This is a genomic window from Gluconobacter sp. OJA (genome assembly GCF_039638325.1).
Taxonomy (GTDB): Bacteria; Pseudomonadota; Alphaproteobacteria; order Acetobacterales; family Acetobacteraceae; genus Gluconobacter; species Gluconobacter cerinus.
This window is the reverse complement of record NZ_JBDIWI010000001.1, coordinates 1,045,001-1,069,700: the sequence shown is the minus strand read 5'-3', so window position 1 is coordinate 1,069,700 and position 24,700 is coordinate 1,045,001. Positions and strand designations below refer to the sequence as shown.

General features: G+C 54.5%; 16 protein-coding genes, 1 tRNA gene and 2 rRNA genes (1 of these 19 only partly in view). 9 read left to right on the top strand and 10 right to left on the bottom strand.

Annotated features, from left to right (window positions below):
* Nucleotides 1-139: 139 nt before the first annotated feature.
* A complete protein-coding gene (locus ABDK75_RS05025; RefSeq protein ID WP_346005130.1) occupies nt 140-646 on the top strand; it encodes a sigma-70 family RNA polymerase sigma factor in 507 nt (168 codons plus the stop codon).
* Nucleotides 643-1,398: an anti-sigma factor gene (locus ABDK75_RS05020; protein ID WP_346005129.1), complete on the top strand. Its 756-nt coding sequence runs from the start codon at nt 643-645 to the stop codon at nt 1,396-1,398. Before ABDK75_RS05025 ends, ABDK75_RS05020 begins: the two co-directional genes overlap by 4 nt.
* A gap of 177 nt (nt 1,399-1,575) precedes the next feature.
* Here the strand turns inward: ABDK75_RS05020 and ABDK75_RS05015 are convergent, their stop codons facing one another.
* The 3 genes from ABDK75_RS05015 to ABDK75_RS05005 all read right to left on the bottom strand — a co-directional run bounded on the left by ABDK75_RS05015 (nt 1,576) and on the right by ABDK75_RS05005 (nt 5,110).
* Nucleotides 1,576-2,892 (bottom strand): DEAD/DEAH box helicase, encoded by a 1,317-nt coding sequence (locus ABDK75_RS05015; RefSeq protein ID WP_215766831.1) that lies wholly within the window; start codon nt 2,890-2,892, stop codon nt 1,576-1,578.
* Between the two features lie 425 nt (nt 2,893-3,317).
* On the bottom strand, nt 3,318-3,917 hold the full coding sequence (metW, locus tag ABDK75_RS05010) for a methionine biosynthesis protein MetW (RefSeq protein WP_346005128.1): 600 nt from the start codon (nt 3,915-3,917) through the stop codon (nt 3,318-3,320).
* On the bottom strand, nt 3,917-5,110 hold the full coding sequence (locus tag ABDK75_RS05005) for a homoserine O-acetyltransferase (RefSeq protein ID WP_099212053.1): 1,194 nt from the start codon (nt 5,108-5,110) through the stop codon (nt 3,917-3,919). The genes metW and ABDK75_RS05005 overlap by 1 nt, the downstream gene beginning before the upstream one ends.
* Nucleotides 5,111-5,261: 151 nt before the next feature.
* Here ABDK75_RS05005 and ABDK75_RS05000 point away from each other — a divergent pair, with 151 nt between their 5' ends.
* From ABDK75_RS05000 to ABDK75_RS04990, 3 genes are all read left to right on the top strand, one after another.
* Nucleotides 5,262-9,005 (top strand): glycoside hydrolase family 99-like domain-containing protein, encoded by a 3,744-nt coding sequence (locus ABDK75_RS05000; protein WP_346005127.1) that lies wholly within the window; start codon nt 5,262-5,264, stop codon nt 9,003-9,005.
* 290 nt (nt 9,006-9,295) lie between these two features.
* Nucleotides 9,296-9,733: a hypothetical protein gene (locus ABDK75_RS04995; protein ID WP_346005126.1), complete on the top strand. Its 438-nt coding sequence runs from the start codon at nt 9,296-9,298 to the stop codon at nt 9,731-9,733.
* Between the two features lie 179 nt (nt 9,734-9,912).
* Nucleotides 9,913-11,193: a DEAD/DEAH box helicase gene (locus ABDK75_RS04990; RefSeq protein WP_346005125.1), complete on the top strand. Its 1,281-nt coding sequence runs from the start codon at nt 9,913-9,915 to the stop codon at nt 11,191-11,193.
* A 108-nt stretch (nt 11,194-11,301) separates the two neighbouring features.
* Here ABDK75_RS04990 and ABDK75_RS04985 read toward each other — a convergent pair whose 3' ends face one another.
* The 3 genes from ABDK75_RS04985 to ggt are packed head-to-tail and all read right to left on the bottom strand — an operon-like array spanning nt 11,302 to nt 15,183.
* Nucleotides 11,302-12,036: a copper homeostasis protein CutC gene (locus tag ABDK75_RS04985; RefSeq protein WP_099212044.1), complete on the bottom strand. Its 735-nt coding sequence runs from the start codon at nt 12,034-12,036 to the stop codon at nt 11,302-11,304.
* Nucleotides 12,037-12,080: 44 nt separating this feature from the next.
* Nucleotides 12,081-13,388 carry a lipase family protein gene (locus ABDK75_RS04980; RefSeq protein WP_346005124.1) on the bottom strand — a complete coding sequence of 436 codons (1,308 nt, stop codon included), beginning with the start codon at nt 13,386-13,388 and terminating at the stop codon, nt 12,081-12,083.
* A 28-nt stretch (nt 13,389-13,416) separates the two neighbouring features.
* A complete protein-coding gene (gene ggt, locus ABDK75_RS04975; protein WP_346005123.1) occupies nt 13,417-15,183 on the bottom strand; it encodes a gamma-glutamyltransferase in 1,767 nt (588 codons plus the stop codon).
* 123 nt (nt 15,184-15,306) lie between these two features.
* On the opposite strand from ggt, the gene ABDK75_RS04970 reads away from it, so the two are divergent.
* From ABDK75_RS04970 to ABDK75_RS04960, 3 genes are all read left to right on the top strand, one after another.
* The gene (locus ABDK75_RS04970) at nt 15,307-16,200 is read left to right on the top strand and encodes a LysR family transcriptional regulator (protein ID WP_244591126.1); all 894 of its coding nucleotides are present in this window, start codon (nt 15,307-15,309) and stop codon (nt 16,198-16,200) included.
* The gene (locus tag ABDK75_RS04965) at nt 16,200-17,471 is read left to right on the top strand and encodes an MFS transporter (RefSeq protein ID WP_346005122.1); all 1,272 of its coding nucleotides are present in this window, start codon (nt 16,200-16,202) and stop codon (nt 17,469-17,471) included. The genes ABDK75_RS04970 and ABDK75_RS04965 overlap by 1 nt, the downstream gene beginning before the upstream one ends.
* A gap of 137 nt (nt 17,472-17,608) precedes the next feature.
* The gene (locus ABDK75_RS04960) at nt 17,609-20,083 is read left to right on the top strand and encodes a TonB-dependent receptor (protein ID WP_086634254.1); all 2,475 of its coding nucleotides are present in this window, start codon (nt 17,609-17,611) and stop codon (nt 20,081-20,083) included.
* Nucleotides 20,084-20,153: 70 nt separating this feature from the next.
* Here ABDK75_RS04960 and ABDK75_RS04955 read toward each other — a convergent pair whose 3' ends face one another.
* Nucleotides 20,154-21,356, bottom strand: coding sequence for an MFS transporter (locus ABDK75_RS04955; protein ID WP_346005121.1), 1,203 nt, complete (start codon nt 21,354-21,356; stop codon nt 20,154-20,156).
* A gap of 362 nt (nt 21,357-21,718) precedes the next feature.
* Here ABDK75_RS04955 and sodC point away from each other — a divergent pair, with 362 nt between their 5' ends.
* The gene (sodC, locus tag ABDK75_RS04950; protein WP_339407345.1) at nt 21,719-22,249 is read left to right on the top strand and encodes a superoxide dismutase[Cu-Zn]; all 531 of its coding nucleotides are present in this window, start codon (nt 21,719-21,721) and stop codon (nt 22,247-22,249) included.
* Nucleotides 22,250-22,312: 63 nt separating this feature from the next.
* Here sodC and ABDK75_RS04945 read toward each other — a convergent pair.
* The 3 genes from ABDK75_RS04945 to ABDK75_RS04935 all read right to left on the bottom strand — a co-directional run.
* A tRNA-Met gene (locus ABDK75_RS04945) sits at nt 22,313-22,389 on the bottom strand.
* 48 nt (nt 22,390-22,437) lie between these two features.
* Nucleotides 22,438-22,552, bottom strand: a 5S ribosomal RNA gene (gene rrf, locus ABDK75_RS04940).
* A gap of 80 nt (nt 22,553-22,632) precedes the next feature.
* A 23S ribosomal RNA gene (locus ABDK75_RS04935) occupies nt 22,633-24,700 on the bottom strand (it continues 669 nt past the right edge of the window).

Here is a 24,700-nt window from a genome sequence, read left to right as displayed (position 1 = left end):
CGTCAGCCACACTGGATTTATTCCGCAGAAAACACGCTACCAAAGAGTATTTCAGTATCTCTGTTTTTTAGAGGGAATAAACTGGCCCACAGAACGTCTTTGTCTGTGAAAGATGATCGTGTGAAAGGCAAAGACGGACTTGAGTGATGATGCGGACATCAGGCTACAAACCGCTATCCCGGCATTGAGACGATACGCGCGCGTCCTGACCCGCGATCCATCTCAGGCAGATGACCTTGTCCAAGACTGTCTGGAACGTGCCCTCACGCGACTACATCAGGTCCGTGATTTGCCTGATCTTCGCCCGTGGCTGTTCACGATCGCACATCGTCTGAACGTAAATCATTGGCGACGGTTACGTCGCTTCGTGTCCCTGACAGACACATCTGTCCCTGACACACCACAAAAAGAAGCGCAGATCTCACATCTCGAATGGCAGGATGTGGTGCACGCGTTTGAACGTTTATCCGATGATCACCGCCAGATCATGCTGCTAGTTGGCGTTGAGGGGCTCCAATATGGCGTGGTTGCAGAAATTCTGGACCTACCTCTGGGGACTGTCATGTCGCGCCTTTCCCGGGCACGCACCGCTCTGCATAATCTTGTCGAACACGAGGAACGCCCCACTCTTCGGAGAGTCAAATGACACAACCTGATCGCCCCGTGACCGAAGATGATCTGCAGGGTTGGGTTGATGGGTTTCTGTCACCTGAACGACTACAGGCAGTCGAGGCATGGCTTGAAAGTCATCCCGATACATTGCGCCGTGTTTCAGCATGGAAGCGCGAGCGAGATGCCCTCCGCGCAGGACTTGATCCGGAGCTTGAACAACCCCTCCCAGTGCGCTTCAACGTTCCACAGTTGCAGCAACGACAGAGCACCCGCTCAAACATGCCTCGCATGGCAGCTTCGATTGTCCTTGCCTTATCCATAGGTTTTGGCAGCGGGTGGTTTCTCCGGGATCAACGCGTACCAGTGGGGCTGGCAGCCGTTGAACAGGAAGCGGCGATCGTGCGAAAGGCCAGCCAAGGGAGCACAATTACGGAAGGTAATGTTGCACAACTGGCAGCATGGGGAGGAAGAACACTAGGTCGTCCTGTACGACCACCGGACCTGTCTGCAGCGGGTTATCGCCTGACGGGAGGACAACTGGTCACAACGGATCATGGGCCAGCTTGCGTTTTTTTCTACAAGGATGACAGCGGCGCCAGAATTTCTCTCTTCGTGAGGCCGATGTACGGCGTGGACGTCACAGCGCCGATGCGTCCGATGCGTCATCTGCCAGGCTATCTTTGGGCGCAAAACGGCTTGGGAATTAGTATGGTGGCAGACACTTCCATGAGTAGCCTGCATACATTGGCTAATCACGCACGAGAGCTGATGAAGCAACCAAGTTAAGGGATGAGATATTTAAAAATAAGAAATATTACCTAGCTTAGAAAATAAAATTACTACTTAATTTCAAATTAATCATGAATTTCATGCGCCATATATAAAAAATCTCCGCCCGAACAACCGGGCGGAGACGTAGAAAATTTTCTGAGGATTGCGCGCAATCACTTCATATTTAACAGATCAACGACGCCCCGTCGGACGGCCACCACCGCCGCTACGGCGAGCGGCGTCGCCACTACGTCCACCAGCAGGAGGGCCGGAACGACGGCGGCCACCACCATTTCCACCACCGCCTCGCTGACCGCCACCACCACGACCACCACCAAGCACTGGCGGACGCATTGTGGAATTCTGTGCAGCATCAGAGTGGTACGGATGATCAGTTACGACAGGAATAGCCTTGTCGATCTTTTTCTCAATATCCCGAAGCCATGCGCGCTGTTCTGCATCACAGAGTGATACTGCCCAGCCATCACGGCCTGCACGCGCGGTACGACCGATACGATGAACATAAGATTCAGGGACATTTGGCAGATCGTAATTGAAGACGTGAGAAACATCATCAACGTCGATGCCACGTGCGGCAATATCCGTTGCGACCAGAACCTTGATCGTCCCGTTGCGGAAGCCAGCCATGGCGCGTTCACGCGCGCCCTGGGACTTGTTCCCGTGCAGTGCTTCAGACGTAATGCCGTTCTTGTTCAGGAATTCCGCAACCTTGTTCGCTTCATGCTTCATCAGCGTGAACACGACTGCACGTACGACATTTGAGCTCTCAACGAGCATCAGTGTCGCATCCTTTTTCTTGTCCGTCTCCACGAACATCACAGCCTGACGGATGCGATCAACCGTGCTGGATTCAGGCGTTACCTGAACAGTAGCAGGGTCCTTCAGCAGGGAATGCGCAAGATCGCTGATGGACTGCGGCATCGTTGCCGAGAACAGAACCGTCTGACGACGCGCAGGCAAGAGAGCCATGATGCGGCGGATATCACGAACGAAGCCCATGTCGAGCATACGATCGGCTTCGTCCAGCACCAGAACCTCCAGGGCAGAAAGGTCGATGTGACCCTGCCCCACCAGATCCAGCAAACGGCCCGGCGCAGCCACGAGAACATCCACGCCACGGCGCGTTGCCTCGACCTGGCGTCCTTGCCCGACCCCACCGAACACAACTGCATGCGTCAGCTTCATGTGGCGTGCGTATGCAGCAAAGCTCTCGTCGATCTGGGAAGCCAGCTCACGCGTCGGCGCCAGAACCAGCACCCGGACACTCTTGGGAGCTGCCGGGCGGCGATGCCGCAGCAGGTAGTCCAGAATTGGCAGCGCGAAGGCAGCTGTCTTACCTGTGCCGGTCTGAGCCAGACCAAGAAGGTCACGGCCTTCCAGAAGGTAAGGAATAGAGCCAGCCTGAATCGGCGTTGGCGTAGTGTAACCTTCTTCAGCAAGTGCTTTCTGAAGTGGCTCGGCAAGTTTGAGCTCTGCGAAACTGGTCATGGACCCCTCCTGAGGGATAACAAGGCCTGGCTCGCACAGCTAGTTCGCACTTTTGAATGCACGAATAAAATGCCTGCTTTGAGCCTAGAAAGTTGATGAAAGACGAACCTTCAAACTGAGACGCAGACACACAGATGGACATGTGCAAGAGCCAAAAAAGCCCTGCACATTGCCCACTTCACTTTTCCCACCAAAGTCAGAGAAGCAAAGCACCGTGTGCTCAATCGACCAGCATGACGAAGAGACCGTCAGCATCTCCCTGCTTTCACACAAGGATATCTGCAAACGGATGTAAGGCAGCTTCCCTTGCCCTGCAAGGGAGTTGAGAGGTCCGATTTCTAAAAAATCATTATTATTTAACGCGTTTTGCAAAATCGCGAACTTCCTGCGCATCAATGATGCACAGAGAGAAAAGAACTGACCCTCTACCCGCGTCGCAGCAGAAAAAGCGCCTGTTCACCGAAAAGGTTTGCGAAGCGGATTGAGCGGCGCCACGGAGCCTTCAATCCATCCTCGTCGATGGCAAGCCATTGCTGCACAATGTAACCCTCCTCCTCACATAACGCGAGAAAATCCCGAATGGTGCATGGATGGATATTGGGCGTGGAATACCAAGGCGTACTCCATACCGAAGTCATCGGCATGCGGCCGGTGGTCAGGAGCTGTAAACGCAGTCTCCAATGACCAAAATTCGGGAAGGAGATGATCGCATGACGCCCTATCCGCAACATTTGCCGTAACACTTCCCGGGGACGCTCAACCGCCTGCAGTGTTCTTTGCAGAACAACATAGTCAAACGAATCATCGGGATAATAGGACAGATCGTGATCTGCATCTCCGTGCATAACCGGCAGACCATGGGCAACGGATTGCGTCACGCTCTGCATGTCGATTTCAATGCCACGGGCGTCGCAGTTTCGCGTCCGATACAGATAATCGATGAGCGTACCGTCACCACTACCGACATCCAGAACGCGGGCCTGGGTTGGAATCATCTCCGCAATAAGACGCTGATCCAGCCGCATCAGACCCCCTCCACTTTCGTCAGACCTGCGTGCTCAGCTGCACCATTCAGGAAACCCCGAACCGTTCGATCCAGATCAGGCTCGTCCAGCAGGAACGCGTCATGCCCACGATCGCTCTCGATTTCCACAAAGGAGACGTTTGCGCCGGCTTTGTTCAAAGCCCGCACCAGAAGACGGGACTGAGACGTGGGGAAAAGCCAGTCCGAACTAAAGGACACGACGCAGAAACGCGTCTCGCACTTTCGAAACGGTGCCGAAAGATCTCCATCATGCTCGGCGGCCAGATCAAAATAATCCATCGCCCGCGTTACCGTCAGATACGAATTTGCATCAAACCGGCGCACAAATGTTGAGCCCTGATGCCGCAGATAACTCTCAACTTCGAACATCTCACCAAACAGAGAAGGACTGCTGGCAGCTGGCACAGCCGTTGGAGCTTCACTTCGAACTTTACGTCCAAACTTCCGGCTCAGAGCCTCTTCGGACAGATAAGTTATGTGGGCCATCATCCGGGCAACCCCCAGGCCACGAGCCGGAATGGCGCCGAAGTCTCTGTAATGGCCATCATGCCAGTCAGGATCCGCAAAGATCGCCTGACGGCTGACTTCGTTGAATGCAATATTCTGGGCTGAGTGGAACGGCGACGTTGCAATCGGCAAAGCCGCAAAAACGCGCTCGGGATAATCGGCAATCCACGTCAGTGCCTGCATGCCTCCCATGGAGCCGCCCACGACAGCGAAAAGACGCTGGATGCCCAGATGGTCCAACAGACATGCCTGAGAGGCGACGATGTCGTGCATGGTGATGGGAGGAAATTCACTATCCCAAGGCCGCCCGGTCTCTGCCCGAATGGACTTCGGACCGGTAGACCCCATGCACCCGCCCAATACATTGGGGCAGATAACAAAAAATCTGTCCGTATCGATTGGAAGGCCAGGCCCAACCATGCGGTTCCACCAGCCTGGCTTGCCAGTCAATGGATTAGGCTCGGCTAAATACTGGTCTCCGGTCAGAGCGTGACAGACCAGTATGGCGTTACCGCGATCAGGCGCGAGGGTGCCATAGGTGCAGTAAGCAACTTCGAGCGGCGCAAGATGAACGCCACATTCCAGATCCATCCCCTCTTCCAGGTACATGGTCTGATGCGTGTAAACGGGACTATCTTCCTCAAAGGAAGACACACTGCGGTCCATCAGTCTTCCACCTCCGATGCCGACGGGAGGGCGTCGATGCCCTTCGGGGCCGACGGTATGACATTCTCCGCACCCCACGGCAAATCACCCTTCTTATTGACGATAAATTAACGCACTTGAAATTCATTAAGAAACAGTAAAAAACCGTTTCATGCTTCACGCCCTCCCGGATTCATCCAGCCCAGCCGTTTCTGCAGCCTCGGATGCCTTCGCACCAAGTGCGCTCCAAATTCTTGGGTATTCGGGAGTATTTGACGCAACATATTATCTGAAGAGCAATCCGGACCTCCACAACCTCGGAACAGCAGCCCTTCGGCATTATCACCAGCATGGCTGGAGAGAGGGTCGTAAACCCAATCCGTTTTTTGATCCTCACTGGTATGTCGCCCAAAATCGGGATGTTCTGGGAGACCCACTTTTACATTACGTCACAAAAGGCGAGAAAGAAGGCCGCCGACCAATCGGTTGGTTTGATCCTGGCTGGTACACTCAGACTTACGCCATTCCGCAAGGGATGCTGGCGCTCGCTCATTATCTGCTCAACCGCCATACACAGAAACTGAAACCTATTGCTGAGTTTGATCCAGCCTTCTATTTGAAAACCTACCCCGATGTAGCCGCCGCCGGTCTCGACCCGCTGGAACATTACATGATCCAGGGCTTTCGTGAGGCCAGGCAGCCGTTCGAAGGCTTTGATCCGGTTTACTACCGGAAGAATTATCTACGGCATGCCCCAGAAAGTAATCCGCTTCTTCACTACCTTGAGAACAAGAACCGTTCGGGAATTCATTCCTCATGCCCGGCGAATGAAGTCACCGTCTTTCGGGAAGTTCGGCGGCGTAGCGCGCCAGGCCCTTCATTTGAGGATTTCAACCCACTTCCCCAGAGCGCAATCAGACGCGCCCGTGTCCTTGCGTATTACTTGCCCCAATATCATGCCACAGCAGAAAACGATGAATGGTGGGGAAAGGGTTTTACAGAGTGGACCAACACATCGCGCGCGCTCCCTCGCTTCGCAGACCATTATCAACCCCGCATTCCACGTGACCTGGGTCATTACACTCTGAATTCTCCAGACCTTCTCGACCGTCAGGCCAGAATGGCCAAGGCCGCCGGAATTGAAGGTTTTGTCTTCTATTTTTACTGGTTCAATCAAAAGCGTCTGCTTGATGGGCCGCTGGAAATGCTTCTGGCCAACCCTCAGATTGACCTTCCATTCTGCCTGATGTGGGCCAACGAGAACTGGAGCCGCCGCTGGGACGGGTCAGAAGATGATATTCTGATTGCCCAGCATTACAGAGATGCGGATAACATCGCTCTCGTAGACTGCTTCTCCAGACATATGCACGATCCCCGATATATCAGGATTGGGGATCGCCCTCTCCTCATGGTGTATCGCCCTGGAACCATTCCTAATGCACGCCAAGCCTTTGCGCGCTGGCGTGAACTCTTTCGGGAGAGGCACGGCATTAACCCTATCTTTATTATGGGGCAGGCCTTTGGAGATGAAGACCCTCATTCCTTTGGTGTTGAAGGAGCTATCGAATTTCCTCCCCACAAAGTTGTTTCCGACTGCCGCCTCATCAATGAAAACGTTCAAATTCTTGACGAAGACTTCAGAGGGCAGATCTACGATTACGCCGATATTGTAGAAAATGCGCTCCGACAGCCAAGTCCGTCTTTTCCCCTTATCCGCACAGCGGCACCTTCATGGGATAATGACGCACGACGTCAGGGCAACGGTCTCGTCATGCACGGCTCAACTCCTGAGCTTTATGAGAAATGGCTCAATAGCCTCGTCAATTCAGCGCAGAAAAACCGTTTTTTCGGGGAATCTATTGTCTGCGTTAACGCATGGAACGAATGGGCAGAAGGTGCCTATCTGGAGCCTGACGTTCACTTCGGCAGCGCCTATCTGAATGCAACAGCCAGAGCCTGCACCGGCTTTAACAGCTCCTCAAATAAGGTGCGCCTGCTGTTGATTGGCCACGATGCCTTCCCGGCTGGAGCCCAAAAACTCCTTCTGGAGACAGGCCGTACATTCCGGCGATCTTTCGGTGTTGATATCCGCTTCGTGCTTCTCGAAGGCGGCGCAATGATGGAAGACTACAGGGCTGTTGCTCCTGTTGAAATCCTGTCTCCCACCTCCAGTGACGTGATGGCGCGCCTCAATACGTTGCGGGCAGAAGGTTTTGAATGTGCGATATTGAACAGCGCGGCATCATCAGCCATTGCTCCTGCACTGCATAACAATGCAATCACCTACACATTCCTCATTCATGAGCTCCCCCATCTCCTGCAAAGCCGAGATCTACGGAAAGCCATGCGAGACGCATGCGAGACGGCACAATCAATTGTCGTCCCCGCACACTCCTGTGCAGCGCGCCTGGGATTGGAGAAACACCCTCACATAACGATCCTGCCGCAGGGTCTGTATGATCAGACAACCTTCAACGGGCCTTCCCGGCAAGCGCTCAGATCGCAGTTGGGCCTTAACGCTCAGAATCTGCTGGTCATTGGCGTTGGCTACGCGGATATGCGGAAAGGCTTTGACCTGTTTCTCCAGCTCTGGCGGAAACTCGCCGGGCAAGCACACTGTGTATGGGTTGGGGCGATTGATCCGGTTCTTCAGGATGGTTTGAGAACCGAAATCGATCATGCCCGGGCAAGCGGCACCTTCCATATGCCGGGTCGCATTCATAATGTTGCGGACTGGCTGTCTGCATCGGACGTCTTTACTTTGACGTCCCGCGAAGACCCCTATCCTTCCGTCGTCCTTGAGGCTCTGGCATCAGGCCTGCCATGCACATCTTTTGCCGATAATGGCGGCATTCCAGAGTTACTTAAAAGCCTTCAAAACGATCCGACGACTTACAATATGGTCGTTCCGTTCGCAGATGTGAGAGCGATGAGTTTGGCGGCTCTGGAGCTTGCCGAGTGGTCAAAAGCTCGCGGTCAAAACACCCGACAGGCTGCCGCACGCAAACTTGGAAAATCGTTTCTTTTCCGCCCCTATGCCCAGCAACTCCTGCGCTTGGCCGCACCAAAAATTCCGTCAATTTCCGTCGTGGTACCGTCGTACAATTATGCGCGTTATTTAGAAGCCCGGCTCGTCTCTATTTTCACGCAGACATTCCCAGTCCTGGAAATTATCGTCCTTGATGATGCATCCAAGGATAACAGTATCGAAGTCGCCATGAGCGCTGCCGCTGAATGGGGGCGTGACGTTCGTATTATTAAAGGAAGACTGTCCTCCGGGTCCGTCTTTGCTCAGTGGCAGAAAGCACTCAAGCAGGCACAGGGCGAATGGGTCTGGATCGCGGAAGCAGATGACCTTTGCGATCCTCATTTTCTGGAAAAGCTTGTTCACGCTGTGCACCAGTGTCCGAATGCGGTTATGGCGTTCTGCGATAGCCGCTCAATAGATGAGAGCGGCGCGCCTCTCTCCGCCTCCTATCAGCCATACTGTGTAGAGGCGGCTGGAAATCTTCTTGAGCATGATGGCCAATTCAGCGGGCGGGATTTTCTTCAAACATGCCTGTCTGAGCGTAATCTGGTTCTCAATGTCAGTGGTGCAATTTTCCAACGAACTGCCATGCAAGCGGCTCTCAGAACGTGCAAAAAAGATTTGAAAACCTTGAAAGTGGCTGGTGACTGGAGAGTCTATCTTGAGTTGCTCGATAGTCCCGACGTTGGCGTTGTCTATGTCAGCGATGCCATGAACATCCATAGGCGACATCAATCATCTTCGACGCATACATTAAATCAGGCTACTCATCTCGAAGAAATAAATTTTATGCATGAGCTTTTTGCAAAGCGATTACCTTTTTCGCAAGAGCGGCTTGAAAAACAAGCTCTCTATCGCCATAAAATCTTCCAGCAGTTCGGCTTGTAATTGATTTGTTTAAAATCTCATTTTTTGATTACTAAAGAACAAACGATTATTATTTTTATAAATTACGAATCACAAACATATCAAGTACGCGAGCCCAAATGACTGGTGCATGGCCCCTGGGAAATGAGCGTGTCATACCGGCATTGCTGACTGCCAGAAATATCCACCGAAGGGACGCAACCACAAACGATCCCGATGCGAGAGGAAGAAACGCGCCTCAGATGGCGTTGCCTGCTTGACGGTCAGGCACTTCATGGCCCCCTATGACGCATCTTACTGGGAAATTAGCCATGGCACAGTTATCAATCGGCGATCATGTTTCAGACCTCAAAGGCGCCCATGATGGCAAGCTTGTGGATATTGAAGGTTCCACTGGTTACGTGATGCAAAGCAATGGTGTGGAAGTTGAATTCCCCCTGTCTCAACTGAAGCATTACGAACCTCCAAAAGTTGCTGAAATTCGAACCTTATCTGGCCCTCTTCGGGACAAAGTTTTAAGTCCTACCCAAAGGACACTATTGGCGTCCGTGCCTGCCTCTCTCATTAATGCAATCGCTAAGAGCTACAATGCGGGCAGCGATGGCGAAGGCTCGCGTCCGCCTTTTGCCACTCTGCCAGAATCCAAAAGACTGGAAGCCATCCGCATTTATCTCCCCACGCTTCCCCAGCGACTTCTGGCCTCTCATATGAATCTGGTGGTTGCGATGCGTGATGTCGCCAAATCATAAATTATGATGATGGATGAATGCAGTCGTGAGGATGACTGGAAATTCGATGCTTCCACGGAGATAAAAGAGCCGCTGTAGCGCGTTGACCCAGGCCGGCATCACCCGTAGAACTCCGCGTTCTGAAACAGCGAAGCCCAACCAGGCGCAGCATTATTGAGCGCCGGAGGCGCCGCGTGTCCATGTCCATGACTTTCGCCGATCTTTGCTTGGCGCCCACTCTTCTGAGCGCTCTGGATGAAGAAGGATATGTCACACCTACCCCTATCCAGGCACAGTCAATTCCCATGCTGCTGGAAGGCCGTGACCTATTGGGCATGGCCCAGACAGGTACAGGAAAGACGGCATCTTTCGCTCTTCCACTGTTGCACCGCCTCGCGGCTAATCCTCGCACAGCCCCAAAGAGTGGCGCACGCGTCCTCGTGCTCGCACCGACACGCGAGCTTGTCTCCCAGATTGCGGATGGCTTTGAGAGCTTTGGTCGTCATCTGAATCTTCGCGTGACGACGATTTTCGGCGGTGTCAGCCAGTTTCATCAGGTGAATGCACTTGAGAATGGCGTGGACATTATTGTCGCCGCCCCAGGGCGGCTTCTGGATCTTATCGAGCAAGGCTTATGCGATCTATCGCAGCTTGAAGCGCTTGTACTTGATGAGGCCGACCAGATGCTGGATATGGGCTTCGCAAAACCGATTGAGCGTATCGTCGCAACACTACCGAAAGATCGGCATACCGTTCTGTTTTCGGCCACGATGCCGAAATCTATCGCGGCATTGGTTGAGAGCCTTCTCAATGATCCGGTAAAAGTCGAAATTGCTCCTCCATCAACCACCGTGGACCGCATTGAGCAATCCGTGATGTTTATGGATGCAGCTCACAAAAAAACGGCTCTCCTAGCCCAGCTTGAAACACAGGATGTCGGTCAGGCCGTCGTTTTCACACTTCAAAAGAATATTGCCAATGAGGTCTGTGCTTTCCTGACCGAGGCCGGGATCACCGCAGAAGCCTTGCACGGCAACAGGTCCCAGGGCCAGCGGGAACGCGCACTCAGCGCATTCCGTGACGGAACCGTACAAGTCCTCGTTGCCACGGATATCGCCGCCCGTGGCATCGACGTTGACACCGTCACACATGTTTTCAACCACGATCTTCCAAGCCTGCCTGAAAGCTATGTCCATCGCATCGGCCGCACCGGACGTGCCGGGCGCAGTGGTTTCGCCATCACTTTGTGCGATGCCGAACAACGTGCGTGGCTGCACGATGTGGAACGAGAAATCGGTCGTACATTGACGGTTCACACCGACCATCCATGGCACTCAGAAACCGCACGGCACTCCACCATGCGCGCTCCCGTCTTAGGGGGTGGCCCGGTCAAGCAGGTCAAACCACAAGTCAAGCGAGAGCGAAAAGTCTGGACTGAAGAAGAAAAGCTTGCCGCACGTGAGGCCGCCAAGAGAGCCTGAAGCTAATTTGGCTTTCGGTTTTCTTCGACGCTAACGGATTACTATAATCCATTAGCGTCATTGCGGTTTTCATGAGAACCGCTGAGTGACGTCTAGGATCACTCTTCTTCAAGCATCTGCCGATGCTGTTTCTTCAGCCAAAATAGCCAGCATCTGGTCGATAATCCGACCACTGGTTCGAGATGCCAGTCGCCCAAATCCCAGGTCCCAGACGCGACAGGCCTGCCCGACAGATGGCCCCCGGCATGAGGCATGAAGACTGGTGACACCCGTGTCGCGCAGAAGATCACGCGCATTTCCGACACGCACACCACTTCCCGCCATAATTTCGATACGCCCGGCGGCATGATGCACAATATTCTTCAGAACAGAATGTCCCTTGGGGGCACTAATTGCCTGCCCGGACGTCAGTATTCTCTCGAAACCCAACTCAACCGCCTGATCCACGGCCATGAGCGGGTTAGGCGTAAGGTCAAAGACGCGATGAAGCGTGCGCCCCATTGAACCGGCGGCCTCAGACAGACGCTTCAGGGTCGCGATATCGAGTGTGTGATCGTCCAAAGACGCGCCGAGAACCACACCAGCCAGCCCTGCTGCACGGGCGGCATCAATGTCCGCCAGCATCTGATCAATTTCCGCTTCGGCAAACACAAAGCCGCCCTCTCGGGGGCGGATCATGGCGTAAACTGGGACCGTCGATTTTGCAGCAAGGTGCATCAGCCCTGCCGAAGGGGTAAGGCCCCCTAGCGCCAGAGCGGAACACAGTTCAATCCGCGAGACGCCAGGCCGCTGGGCTGTTTGCAACCCAACGGCATCTTCAACACAGATTTCAAGTGTCGGCATAAACGTTCCTTTCCCAGACGGGAGAACGCACAGGCCGACAGAACTCAGTTGTTCCAGCGAATTCCCGGCAATGCCTTCTCCACTTCGGAAACGGGCTTGATCGTTGCACAGTTTCCTTTCGGATGATGGCCTTTCAGCAGCGCCAGCGCAAACGGAACAGAATCAGCCGCAGAGCCGTTCACTGCCCCGTTGTGAGTCAGACCGGAATAGGTCTTCCACGTTACGTTCGTACCTGCGTCACACATGGCCGCCACAGCGTTATACTGCTGGGCCACACCCGCTTCATTATCAGCGAGACCCGTACCCACGAAAACCGGCATCGTCATGTGCGCATCCGGGATGGTGAATGCGTCCTGAAAGTCAGCTTCAAGCCTGGATGTATCACCTGCGTACGCATTGTCTTCGGTGATGTCATGCGCCTCCGTATATCGGAACAGATCGCCAAGGCAGGTCTGACGAGCCTGATGAGACAGGTCCTTGCCCTTGTCCGTCATGTTTGCACGGACATCCACCTCAGGATGCAGGCTCTTCCGGGATCCCTCAATCGTCAGGATACCAAAAGCCGCAGCCATGTGCGGTGGTTCGACATTCAGCCGTGGAAGCGGCTCATGCTTCGGATGATCCGGCAGCTTGAATTGCGTTACGACGCCTGTTGCAACCGTTCCAAGGACATGCAGATCCGGTGCATATTTGGAGGAAAGCCAAGCCGTACCCAACGCAGCGCCACCGCCCTGCGACTGACCAACAAGAATGATACGGTTCTGAAGCGTGCCCTTGTACTGAGCCAGAGCGGCGCGCAACCCGTTCAGAACGCTGTAACCTTCCGGCCGGTACATCAGATACGGATGCGGCCCCGGTGTTCCCAGTCCTTGATAATCACTGGCCACAACAGCAAAGCCCGCCTTCAGCCAATGATCCAGATAGGCACGGTCCCGGGAGAGATATCCCCGCCAGGATGGGGCGCAGATGTCTGCAATCCCTGTTGTGCCGTGTTCCCATGCCACAACAGGCCAGCCACCTTTAGGGGGCGTGCCCTTGGGAAAGATGATCTGACCGGAAACCGTGACGGGATCAGGAGCATTCACCCCACTGATGGATGTGTAGAGCGTCCGCACGGCCTGGCCTGCATTCTCCGGCAGCGGACGATCGGTAATAGGCTGCGTGCGGATCATCTGACCCACCGTTGCCGGCACCTGAGCGGGCGGTGTGTAAAAATCGCTGACCCCACCGTCACCTAGAGCACGATCCACCTCTGCCACACCTGCAGGCTTTGCAGTCTGGGCAGGTTCGGCACAGGCCGCGAGAGACAGGAGTGTGGCAGCGCTGAGGGCAGCGCGGAAAGAAAGCTTCATTGTGGTCTCCAGCAGATCGAGGCAGATATTACTGACCAACGGCCACGCCGTCACGGTGCGGGTCACCCCAGCCCGTAAGGCCGTCCGGATGAATGGTGATGCCCTGCACGGCGGCATTCATGACGTCAATTTTCGGGTGATGCCCCATGGCACTCAAAGCGGACGCAAGCCCGGCGGCAGATGTGCCCTGCTCCAGTTCCTCGGCATGGTTCTGGGCGCCAATCCGAGGCTGCTCAATAGCCGTGCGGATATTTTGTCCCCACGCCAGATAGCCCACCAGAGTCTGCACGACGGAATCAATAATCCGGGCACCACCGCCCGCACCAACGATGACTTCAGGCTGCCCGTTCTGCCCAAAGACGATGGTTGGGGACATGGTGGTGATAGGACGCTTCCCCGGTGCTGCAATATTGGCCGCAGGCTGGCCATTCACGAAAGGATGCGACGCAAAATTCGTGATGGCATTATTCAGGACGACACCATCCACAATGATATCCGATCCGAAATTTAGATTGATCGTGGTTGTGAAAGACAGTGCATTGCCAGATGCATCACGGATGGACAGATGCGTTGTTGCAGGCACAGTCATCGGGTCGGACGATGGCAAAAGCGCCAGCTTCCCGGCAAGTTGTCCTGCCACCACGCGGCTGGCCGCTTCACCCGTTGACACAAGCTTTGCCCGGCGATCGAGATACGCTGGATCAAGCATGGCTGCCGCATCGACACGCGTATAATCCGGATCCGCAGCATATTTCCGGCGATCGGCCTCGGCCAGACGGGAGGCTTCAAGCAGCAGATGGGCAGCTTCCACACTGCCCGGCTTGTACTGACCAATGTTCAGACGATCCAGAATGGCAAGCTGTTGCAGAACGGACAGTCCGCCCGCAACCGGGGGAGCCGCGGAGCAAATGCGACGGTTAAAGGCCGTAACACACAGAGGGGCCCGCTCACGCACCTTGTAGTTCTTCAAATCCGCAGGAGACAGCGCCCCCGGATAAGCGCCACTCGTAACTGCAGCGGACAGCTTTTTCGCAAAAGCGCCCGTATAGAAATACTCCGCTCCATCATGCGCTACATGTTCAAGCGTGCCTGCCAGGTCGACATTGTGCAGGATCGTACCTTTAGGCTGCGGCTGACCACTGGCATCAAAATATGCCGAAAACTGCGGTTCTTTCGCGAGCTCCGGACGTTCGGTCAGGACAAGATGCAGATATCCGGCAAGCGGAAAGCCGTCTCTGGCAGCTGAAATTGCGGGCTGAAAAAGGTCGCTCCAAGGCAGCTTGCCATAGCGCTCATGCAGAAGTGCCAGCGTTCGCAAGGTTCCGGGAACGCCAACCACACGGCCCGTCCGCTGCAATGTTACTTCCGGAATCCGAACACCATTGCGGTCATGCATGTAGTCGCGATGCATCCCGGCTGGCGCACTGGCCAGACCGTCAAAGAAGCTTAGATGATCAGCCGCCTTGTCCCAGTACAAGATTGTGGAACCACCACCCAGACCGGAAGCCTGGGGCTCTACCACGGCAAGAACCATCTGAGCCGCAATGGCAGCATCGACTGCACTTCCACCCTTCTGCAGAACATCAGAAGCAGCACGGGATGCCATGGGATTGGCTGTGGCAGCCATAAAATCATGGGCCACTGTGGGCTGGGAGACAGGCTGAGCAGGTTGAAGCTGCTGTGCACAGGCGCTCAGTCCGAGGGCCGTTGCTCCAAGCAGGCCGACAAGAACCGGGGTTCTGGCAGAAAGCTTTCTTTGGGAGAGAGCCGCACTTCTGATACGCATGGAAAACATCAACCTTCAGTTCCTGATCGGGAGCATCTACGTCAAACCGTTACGGTCTTCGATCTCTTCGATAAATGCTGTTATGGTGCGATAATTACTAATCTGCGGTTTGCAATGAACGTTTTTCAGGCCATGACGACCTTTATCGCGGTCGTTGAAACAGGAAGCATGACGTCTGCCGCAGAGCGATGCGGCATCTCACCCACAATGGTGGGCAATTACGTGCGCCTGCTGGAGGAGCGACTAGGCACCAGTCTGCTGAGACGTACAACGCGTCGACAGAGCCTGACAGCGTTTGGGGCCGTCTATTTCGCCAAATGCCAGAAAATTCTCAGCATGCTGGACGAAACGGAGCGCATGGCGGAAGCCGCCCAGAGTCTGCCGTCTGGCACCCTGAGGATTACCGCTCCGGTCACGTATGGCACACAAAGCATCACGCCCTGCATTGCGGATTACCTCAACGAACATCCCTCCGTGGATATCGACCTTGTCCTGACGGAACGCAGCGTTGATCTGACGCATGAGAAGTTCGATATCGCCATCAGACTGGGCGTGCCGGAGCCTTCCTCCCTGATCTGTCGTCGGCTCTCCAACTACACCATGACGCTTTGCGCCTCGCCAGCGTATCTTTCGCGCCGTGAAGAGCTTCTAACGCCTCAGCAACTGGCCACACATGACGCTCTGGCCTTTTCCTATACCCCCGCATCACCTTGGCACTGGGCTCGACGGGAATGGCATTTTGAAGGGCCGCAAGGTCATGTCTCGGTAGAAATGCACCGCAAGGGTCTTTTCAATAACACGCAGGCCATGCGCCGGGCCGCGCTATCGGGCATGGGAATTGCCATGCTGCCCTCAGATCTGGTGCGCGAGGATATCCGGGACGGAAAACTCCAGGCCCTGCTTCCGGATTATACGCTTCCGTCTCGGCCTATTTATCTTCTGTATCACAAGGAGCGCTACACCGCGCCGACACTGCGTTCGTTCATTCAGTTCCTGATTCAGAAACTCGGGGGCATCCAGGGTTGATGGCGAAGACGGGTACCCTGTTCCAAAAGAAACCAGATCAGGCTGTTATTGCTTCGATCATTGGCAATATCATCGAGTACTACGACTTCGTCATTTACGCGTATTTTTCCGCCTCGATTGGCCGAACCTTTTTTCCGTCGGGTCTTCCGCTGTCGCAACTCGGCCTTTCTCTTGCAACGTTCGGCCTGACGCTTCTTGCCCGCCCGCTCGGAGCTATCGTACTGGGCAATTATGCAGATCGGCGGGGGCGCGTCCCCACCATGATGATCTGCATTCTTCTCATGGCGGCAGGCAGTCTGCTCCTCACCGTAACGCCATCTTACGCCAGTATCGGCATTGCGGCACCTGTGCTGATTGTGGTAGCTCGGCTTATTCACGGCTTCTCGCTTGGTGGCGAATTTGGCAGCGCAACATCTTTTCTGATCGAGCATGCGCCCCACCATGAAGCGCGTGCTGCAAGCTGGCAGGCTATCGGGCAAATTACGGCCTCTCTTTGCGCTGCCACTGTCGTCCTTGCTCTGAACCTGTGCCTCCCGACAGCAGCATTCAACGACTATGCCTTTCGTATCGCCACAGGACTTGGTGCGGCTGTGGGCACGGGTGGGTTGATTCTACGCCTGATCCTGAACCGTCAGAACCCGCCAACACGTCAGCCCGCCCCTGCTGTTGTGGCACCTTTTTTCCAGTCTGACACGATCCTGCGGACTGCCCTCATCATGGGGTCTGTCGCGCTTGGAAGCGGTATCACATATCTCGGACTCTACATGCCGCATTATGCGCGCAGCCAATACAGTCTCTCGAGTATCAGCACGTCCCTTGCGCCACTCCTGACCTATGGCGGCCAACTGCTTTTCACACCCCTGCGCTGGAAGCTGGCAGACCGCTTTGACAGAACACACAGCATCCGTCCCATGCTTCTGTCCTGTGCCTTTTTAACCCTTCTGCCATTGCCTGCATTTCAGTTGATCCGCATTGCTCCGGCTACAGTGCTGCTCATGCCACTAATCTTCAATCTGAGCGGGCTTTTCTATTTTGCAGCCCTCGATGGCTTCATCGGACAGATCTTCCCCAGCGAACGGCGAGGACGCGGCCTCACGATGGGATATTCATTCGGCGTGGTGCTGTTCGGAGGCCTTGCCCCCATGACCAACGCCGCGCTGATTGCCTGGAGCGGAATGAACCATGCTCCGGCACTTTATATGATCCTGACGGCCATTATTTCTTTCATGAGCGTGCTTTTGGCCAAGCCTTTGCTGACACGCCGCTCCTGACACAGGCATCCCTTCAGACAAAAATTGAAACTATCAATTTTTTCTTTGGAATGTTCTTATAATTCTCTCCTTTATCTTCGTTTACCAAATTCATAACGCTATCGAAGCGTTAGTCTCCTGCAGAATGAGTTCCAGAAATGTCTTCCTGTACTTTCTCTCCCAGTCGCTCCAGCCGTTCCGGAATGTCTGTTCCGCTTAACGCTCTTTTCGGGCCGGGAAAGAAAGCTCTTGCGGCAGCTACGTTTCTGAGCGGTCTTTCCGTGACTGTTCCAACGGCCTATGCCGCAACATCTGCGACAACAGAGCCTACGAAGCACCGTGCGCACGCAGCACGCACAGAAGTCGAAGCAGGCAAAGAGTCCATCAGCGTCACAGGAACACATCATCAGCCTGGCGGTGGCATGATGCGAGCCGAGACAGCATCCCGCGCTGTACAGACCGTGACGCAGAACTATATCGAAATGCAGAGCCCGACGAGCAGCCCGCTCGACCTGATTGCCAACCTGCCGAGCGTGAACATCACGACGCCGGACCCGAGCGGCAATGAAGGCGGCTCCATGCAGAGCCGCGGCCTGTATGACAACGATATCGGCATCATGCTGAATGGCATGCCGATTGCAAACGGCGGCACGTCATCGGCCTCAAACTTCGTCCAGAACTACATCGACAGCAACAACATCTCTGCCGAGAGCATGAGCCCAGGCTCCATCTCCGTGGAAGATCCGGTAACTTCAGCGGGCGCAGGCGCCCTGAGCATCACTACGCGCGCACCCTCCAAGAAATTTGGCGGCCTGGTGTCCGGCAGCTACGGGTCCTTTAACCGCACACGAGGCTTCATCCGTGTGGACTCCGGTGAAATCGGGCATACCGGAATCACAAGCTATGCGTCATTTTCCAACACCCACTCCGATGCATGGCGCGGATCGGGCGACAGCGATCGCAAGCATATGGATTTCCGCGCCCAGAAGCTGATTGGCAACCGGAGCTCCATTGATCTGTTCGCCGGATATAACCACTCACACTACTACCTGAACCGCTATCCGACGCTGGCCAACTTCCAGAACGACAAGCATGGACGTCCGGTCTCCACGCCCCTGAGCTACAATGCCCAGTTCAGCGCCACGTCTCCGAGCAGCTATTATGGCGTGCATGGTACGGACAAGGACCAGTTCTACATCTCCATGCCCATGAAGTTCGCGCTGAACAACACCTTCACGCTGAACATCTCGCCTTACTACGAGCGCTCCGACATTACGTTAAACAGCGCATCCCGTTTGCAGGAAGGCTATACTTATGCCGGATCAGCGCTTCAGCGGGTTGACCTGAACGGCGACGGCAAGATCAGCACGGCGACGCGTGCCGCAGTGTCCACAAACTCCATGTCCGTGACCCAGCAGGGCGGCGTTGTTGCTGCACTGGGTTGGCACTCCGAGAATAACGACGGTCAAATCGGCTACTGGCACGAGGAATATCGTTATTCCCTGAAGACGCCTATGTCCAAGATGAACCAGACGACAGGTGCGCAGCCGTCTGACACGGACAAGTCGTCCTACTACCGCACAACCAGCGGCAGCATTTACAATTCTGTTGACTACCTAGGGTCTTACAGCCTGAACTCGGGCTTCCTGGAAGACACGGTCCACCTGCTGAACCGCAAGATGAACATCACAGCAGGCATCAAGGTGACGTCCATGACGCTTGAAGGTCAGGACTACCTGCCCAGCACGGCCAGCCACACCAATCACACCTATGTCTCGCCGACGCCGCGCTTTTCCTGGTCGTACAATTTCGCCCCTCATCATCAGCTTTACATCAATGCTGAAGGCGATTTCCGTGCGCCCTCCCCGATCAACATGATCTCGCGCTACAGCACCAGTACGGGCAAAATGACAACGTCAGGTGCAGGGGCAAAGCCGCAGTACTCGATCAAGGAAGAACTCGGCTATCGTTACAGCGACGATCTGTTCCTGGCTGATATCAGCTTCTTCAACATGAACGTCTCCAACCGTCTGCTGTCCGTTAACATGTTCAGCAATGACGTTCAGGTCAGCCAGACCATCAATGCAGGTGGCGAAACAATCCGCGGCGTGGATGTCATGCTGTCCACCCGCCCGCTGTTCCATCGCTTCAGCCCGTATTTCGCGTTCGAATACCTGCACACAACGATGGACAACAACCTGCAGACCACGGCAGACGATGGCTCGGTTGACTATCTACGGACCAAGGGCAAGACGGCCGTCATGTCTCCGAAGTTTTCCGGCAGCGTTGGCCTGACTTATAATGAAGGCCCGTTCTTCATGAATGCCAGCGTGCACTACACGTCCAAGCAGGCATCGTCCTTCATGAACGATCAGTACATGCCGTCCTACTTCTCGGACTCCCTGACGCTTGGCTATCATCTGCCAAAATTCTTCATTGCACAGTCTCCAACCTTCAAGCTGAACTTCACCAATCTGACCAGCCAGTACAAACTCGGCGGAGTCTATTACTTCTCGAATAATGCCCGGGCGACAACGGGTGTCTATGGCCACAAGATCGGCGCGGACACGGCACCCACCTATTACATCATGCCGCCATTCGCGATGATGGGCACACTGTCCACATCATTCTGATCAGCTTCAGTACTACCGAGACTGGAAAAAAAGGGCCCCCGGATGTCTATCCGGGGGCCCTTTTTCATTGTCAGGAAGCAGCTTCTTCTTCTGAAGAGTTCAGTATTCTTGGAAACGCCTCTGGATTGAAAATCGCCAGAAGGATTGCGGTTAGCGTAATGGCAATGGCAATTGGCGTTAGAACGCCGAACCCAGTCCAGGTTAGCACCTGACCACCAAGTGCCGATCCAAGCAAAATTCCGAGATTGCTCCCGCCGTTGATCGCTGCTCCCGCCACATCCGGGCGTGTCGCTCTCGCACGAATTGCGCCAGACATTACAAATGGGATGAGCGCTGAATAGCCGGTACACCAAAGCGCAACAGATGCAACAGAACCCCAGCCAGACAGAATGTGACCATACATGAGGCCCATTCCGATAAGCATGGCCATTCCACCTGCCAACATGCCAGCAGCTGGCCAACGATCAACAATCTGACCTGCGCCCCATAGCCCCAGAATACTCACGGCTCCTGTCAACAAAAGAGCAATACTCAGAGCACTTTTTGGAAGACCATGCGCCAGAAGAAGTGGCGTAACATAAGTATAGAGCATGTTGTGAGCTACGAAAAAGATCGCATCAATGGCCACAACTATGAGGAATATCTTCATAGCCTTGCGTGACCCCACCGATGGTAGGTTCGTGCTGGCATCTCCAGACGTTACGACTGGCGGCAGGAAAACAGCAATGCAAACCGTCAGCAGGACGGCAATACCAGTCATCACAAGCATGGCAATACGCCAGCTTGCAAAATGGCCAATGGCGGCTGCCCCAGGCACACCTAAAATGGAGCCGAGAGACGTCCCACCGTATACAAAGGAAATAGCTCTTCCCGTCATCTTGGGCGGGACAAGCCGGGCAGCATAGGCAGAGACAATTGACATTAGCAGGGCGTGCGCGATTCCACCGATAGCGCGCCCAGCACATAAAACGAGGAATGTCGGAGCAACCGCTGCAATCAAATTGGAAAGAACATATCCTCCCAATGAAAGGAGCATGAGTTTCTTCCGGTCAACCTTTGCCGTCAGGATGGTCAGAGGCAATGCACCCAAAGCAACCATAAGAGCAAAAGCACTTACAGCCAGTCCTGCCTGCCCTTCTGAAATGCTAAAACCCTGCGCCATATCGATCAGTAGACCGACAGGTGCCACTTCACTTGTCAGTGCCGTGAACGTGCACGCGAATAGTGCGCACAAACCAATAATGGTCTGCTTGGGGAGAGTTTTGAAAAGCATAATTTCCCTGAATACAGTGCAGCATTAATCGCGTTGCGCAAGCGCGCCTTCTGCCATGCTTTCTTCCAAAACAAAACGAAAGAAATGAAGTTCACTTAAGGTTCTTTTTTCTCTCGTTACCAACATTATGTTACATAACAAAAGTACTTATCGGCTGTAGCCGACCAGCCTCACATCCGAAATTTTGTAACTCATGACAATGTGAACGTCGCATTGCGGGATAATGGTTAGCGTTCTCTCGGATATGTCGGGGCGCATGAAATGCGCTTATTGCTATTGCGTCGCAGTTGCGACAAAATCCACTGCCAACCAATCATTTCATAAGATGGTTCTAACGATCTACAGACCGGAGAAAGACTTCAATGACCTTCGCACGCTTAAAGCGGCTCGCATTTGTAGCGGGATCAATGGCTCTTACGCCTTCCCTGGCATTCTCAGCAGAGACAGCTACCGCATCCCTCACAGGAACTGACGGAAAAACGGTTGGCACTGCACAGATTACTGAGGCTCCAAGGGGCGTTGTGCTCCACATTGAAGTCAGTGGACTGACACCTGGCTGGCATGGCATGCATTTTCATGAAAAAGGAAATTGCAGCGCACCTGCGTTTACCAGCGCAGGCTCTCATGTTCACACCACAAAACCAGTCACGCACGGGCTGCTCAATGCCGGAGAAAATGACTCTGGGGACCTTCCCAACATTTTTGCAGGCAGCGACGGAACGGCCAAAGCTGAAGTTTATTCGACTTTTGTATCTTTGAAGGGTAAAGACGGTCGTCCGGCTCTGTTGGATGCTGACGGGTCGTCTCTTGTCATTCATGCTTCTGCTGATGACTACCGGACTCAACCGATTGGTGGTTCTGGTCTTCGAGTGATGTGTGGTGTGATTGGGTAGTCTGGAACGCAAAAGGCCACCCTGGAGGGTGGCTTTTGTGGGTCCTGGACAGGACTTATTATATGGTTGCGGGGGTAGGATTTGAACCTACGGCCTTCAGGTTATGAGCCTGACGAGCTACCGGGCTGCTCCACCCCGCGGTGGTAATGGTGATGTTGGTGTTTTGGGAGTGATGAGTGGGCTAGGGGACCTGGCGGCGACCGACTTTTCCGCACCTTGAGGTGCAGTATCATAGGCGCTGAGGGATTTCACGGCCGAGTTCGGGAAGGGATCGGGTGTAGGGCCCTCGCAATGGCCACCAGGTCTTCTAGCCCACCCAGTCTTTTTGAGAGTGGGTGGAGGTTGGTGTTTTATGAGTGTGGCTGATTTCTGTGCATGTGTTTGATGTGAGAAGTATGAGCGATTAGGACCGGTTAGCTGCATGCATTACTGCACTTTCACACCCGGCCTATCAACGTGATGGTCTGTCACGGCTCTATGAGACCTCGTTTTGAGGTGGGTTTCCCGCTTAGATGCTTTCAGCGGTTATCCCGTCCACACTTAGCTACCCGGCTGTGCCACTGGCGTGACAACCGGTGCACCAGAGGTATGTTCATCCCGGTCCTCTCGTACTAGGGACAAATCCTCTCAAGTCTCTTACACCCACGGCAGATAGGGACCGAACTGTCTCACGACGTTCTAAACCCAGCTCACGTACCACTTTAATCGGCGAACAGCCGAACCCTTGGGACCTGCTCCAGCCCCAGGATGTGATGAGCCGACATCGAGGTGCCAAACCTCCCCGTCGATGTGGACTCTTGGGGGAGATCAGCCTGTTATCCCTAGAGTACCTTTTATCCGTTGAGCGATGGCCCGTCCACGTGGGACCACCGGATCACTATGGCCGACTTTCGTCTCTGCTCGAACTGTCATTCTCGCAGTCAGGCGGGCTTATGCCATTGCACTCGACAGCCGGTTTCCGACCGGCCTGAGCCCACCATCGCGCGCCTCCGTTACACTTTGGGAGGCGACCGCCCCAGTCAAACTGCCCACCATGCAGGGTCCCGGACCAGGCTTACTGGTCTCGGTTAGACATCAGAAAAATTCAGGGTCGTATTTCAAGGGTGGCTCCACCGGTGCTGGCGCCCCGGCTTCAAAGCCTCCGACCTATCCTACACAGGATTTTCCTGATGCCACTGCAAAGCTGCAGTAAAGGTTCATAGGGTCTTTCCGTCTGACCGCGGGTACCCCGCATCTTCACGGGGAATTCAATTTCGCTGAGTCGATGCTGGAGACAGTGGGGAAGTCGTTACGCCATTCGTGCAGGTCGGAACTTACCCGACAAGGAATTTCGCTACCTTAGGACCGTTATAGTTACGGCCGCCGTTTACCGGGGCTTCAATTCAATGCTTGCACATCTCCTCTTAACCTTCCGGCACCGGGCAGGCGTCAGGCCCTATACGTCATCTCACGATTTCGCAGAGCCCTGTGTTTTTACTAAACAGTCGCTACCCCCTGGTCTGTGCCACCCAACCATGGTTGCCCACGATTGGGTCTCGTTTATCCCGAAGTTACACGAGCAATTTGCCTAGTTCCTTCAGCATCGTTCTCTCAAGCGCCTTGGTATTCTCTACCAGTCCACCTGTGTCGGTTTCGGGTACGGTCTATACGCCAGAGCTATTTCCTGGAATGGTCGAAAAGCCTGTTCAATCCGATAAGGACAGACAACATTTCTCATTCGTCACTTCTGGCAGGCCTAGGAATATTCACCTAGTTCCCATCGACTACGGCTCTCGCCCTCGCCTTAGGGGCCGGCTCACCCTGCGTGGATTAACCTTGCGCAGGAACCCTTGGACTTTCGGCGACAGTGTTTCTCGCACTGTTTGTCGCTACTCATGTCAGCATTCGCACTTCCGATATCTCCAGAGGGGGTCACCCCGCCTCCTTCGCAGACTTACGGAACGCTCCGCTACCGCGCATTCATAAGAATGCACCCACAGCTTCGGCACGTGGCTTGAGCCCCGTTACATTTTCGGCGCAGGGTTTCTAATAGACCAGTGAGCTATTACGCTTTCTTTAAAGGATGGCTGCTTCTAAGCCAACCTCCTGGTTGTTTTGGAATCCCCACATCCTTTCCCACTTAGCCACGATTTAGGGGCCTTAGCTGGTGGTCTGGGCTGTTTCCCTCTCGACAATGGACCTTAGCACCCACTGTCTGTCTGCCGGGCTATACTCCTGGGTATTCGGAGTTTGGTTAGGTTTGGTAAGGCTTTGGGCCCCCCTAGCCCATCCAGTGCTCTACCCCCCAGGGTAAACACCCGACGATCTACCTCAATAGATTTCGCGGAGAACCAGCTATCTCCGAGTTTGATTGGCCTTTCACCCCTAGCCACAGCTCATCCCCGACTTTTTCAACAGGCGTGGGTTCGGCCCTCCAGTGCGTGTTACCGCACCTTCAGCCTGGCCATGGCT

Bases quoted from the DNA above. Each gene is read 5' to 3' on its own strand.
- ABDK75_RS05020 (WP_346005129.1), top strand. From the start codon at position 643: ATGACACAACCTGATCGCCCCGTGACCGAAGATGATCTGCAGGGTTGG.
- ABDK75_RS05015 (WP_215766831.1), bottom strand. From the start codon at position 2,892: ATGACCAGTTTCGCAGAGCTCAAACTTGCCGAGCCACTTCAGAAAGCA.
- metW (WP_346005128.1), bottom strand. From the start codon at position 3,917: ATGCGGCTGGATCAGCGTCTTATTGCGGAGATGATTCCAACCCAGGCC.
- ABDK75_RS05005 (WP_099212053.1), bottom strand. From the start codon at position 5,110: ATGGACCGCAGTGTGTCTTCCTTTGAGGAAGATAGTCCCGTTTACACG.
- ABDK75_RS05000 (WP_346005127.1), top strand. From the start codon at position 5,262: ATGCTTCACGCCCTCCCGGATTCATCCAGCCCAGCCGTTTCTGCAGCC.
- ABDK75_RS04995 (WP_346005126.1), top strand. From the start codon at position 9,296: ATGGCACAGTTATCAATCGGCGATCATGTTTCAGACCTCAAAGGCGCC.
- ABDK75_RS04990 (WP_346005125.1), top strand. From the start codon at position 9,913: ATGTCCATGACTTTCGCCGATCTTTGCTTGGCGCCCACTCTTCTGAGC.
- ABDK75_RS04985 (WP_099212044.1), bottom strand. From the start codon at position 12,036: ATGCCGACACTTGAAATCTGTGTTGAAGATGCCGTTGGGTTGCAAACA.
- ABDK75_RS04980 (WP_346005124.1), bottom strand. From the start codon at position 13,388: ATGAAGCTTTCTTTCCGCGCTGCCCTCAGCGCTGCCACACTCCTGTCT.
- ggt (WP_346005123.1), bottom strand. From the start codon at position 15,183: ATGTTTTCCATGCGTATCAGAAGTGCGGCTCTCTCCCAAAGAAAGCTT.
- ABDK75_RS04970 (WP_244591126.1), top strand. From the start codon at position 15,307: ATGACGACCTTTATCGCGGTCGTTGAAACAGGAAGCATGACGTCTGCC.
- ABDK75_RS04965 (WP_346005122.1), top strand. From the start codon at position 16,200: ATGGCGAAGACGGGTACCCTGTTCCAAAAGAAACCAGATCAGGCTGTT.
- ABDK75_RS04960 (WP_086634254.1), top strand. From the start codon at position 17,609: ATGTCTTCCTGTACTTTCTCTCCCAGTCGCTCCAGCCGTTCCGGAATG.
- ABDK75_RS04955 (WP_346005121.1), bottom strand. From the start codon at position 21,356: ATGCTTTTCAAAACTCTCCCCAAGCAGACCATTATTGGTTTGTGCGCA.
- sodC (WP_339407345.1), top strand. From the start codon at position 21,719: ATGACCTTCGCACGCTTAAAGCGGCTCGCATTTGTAGCGGGATCAATG.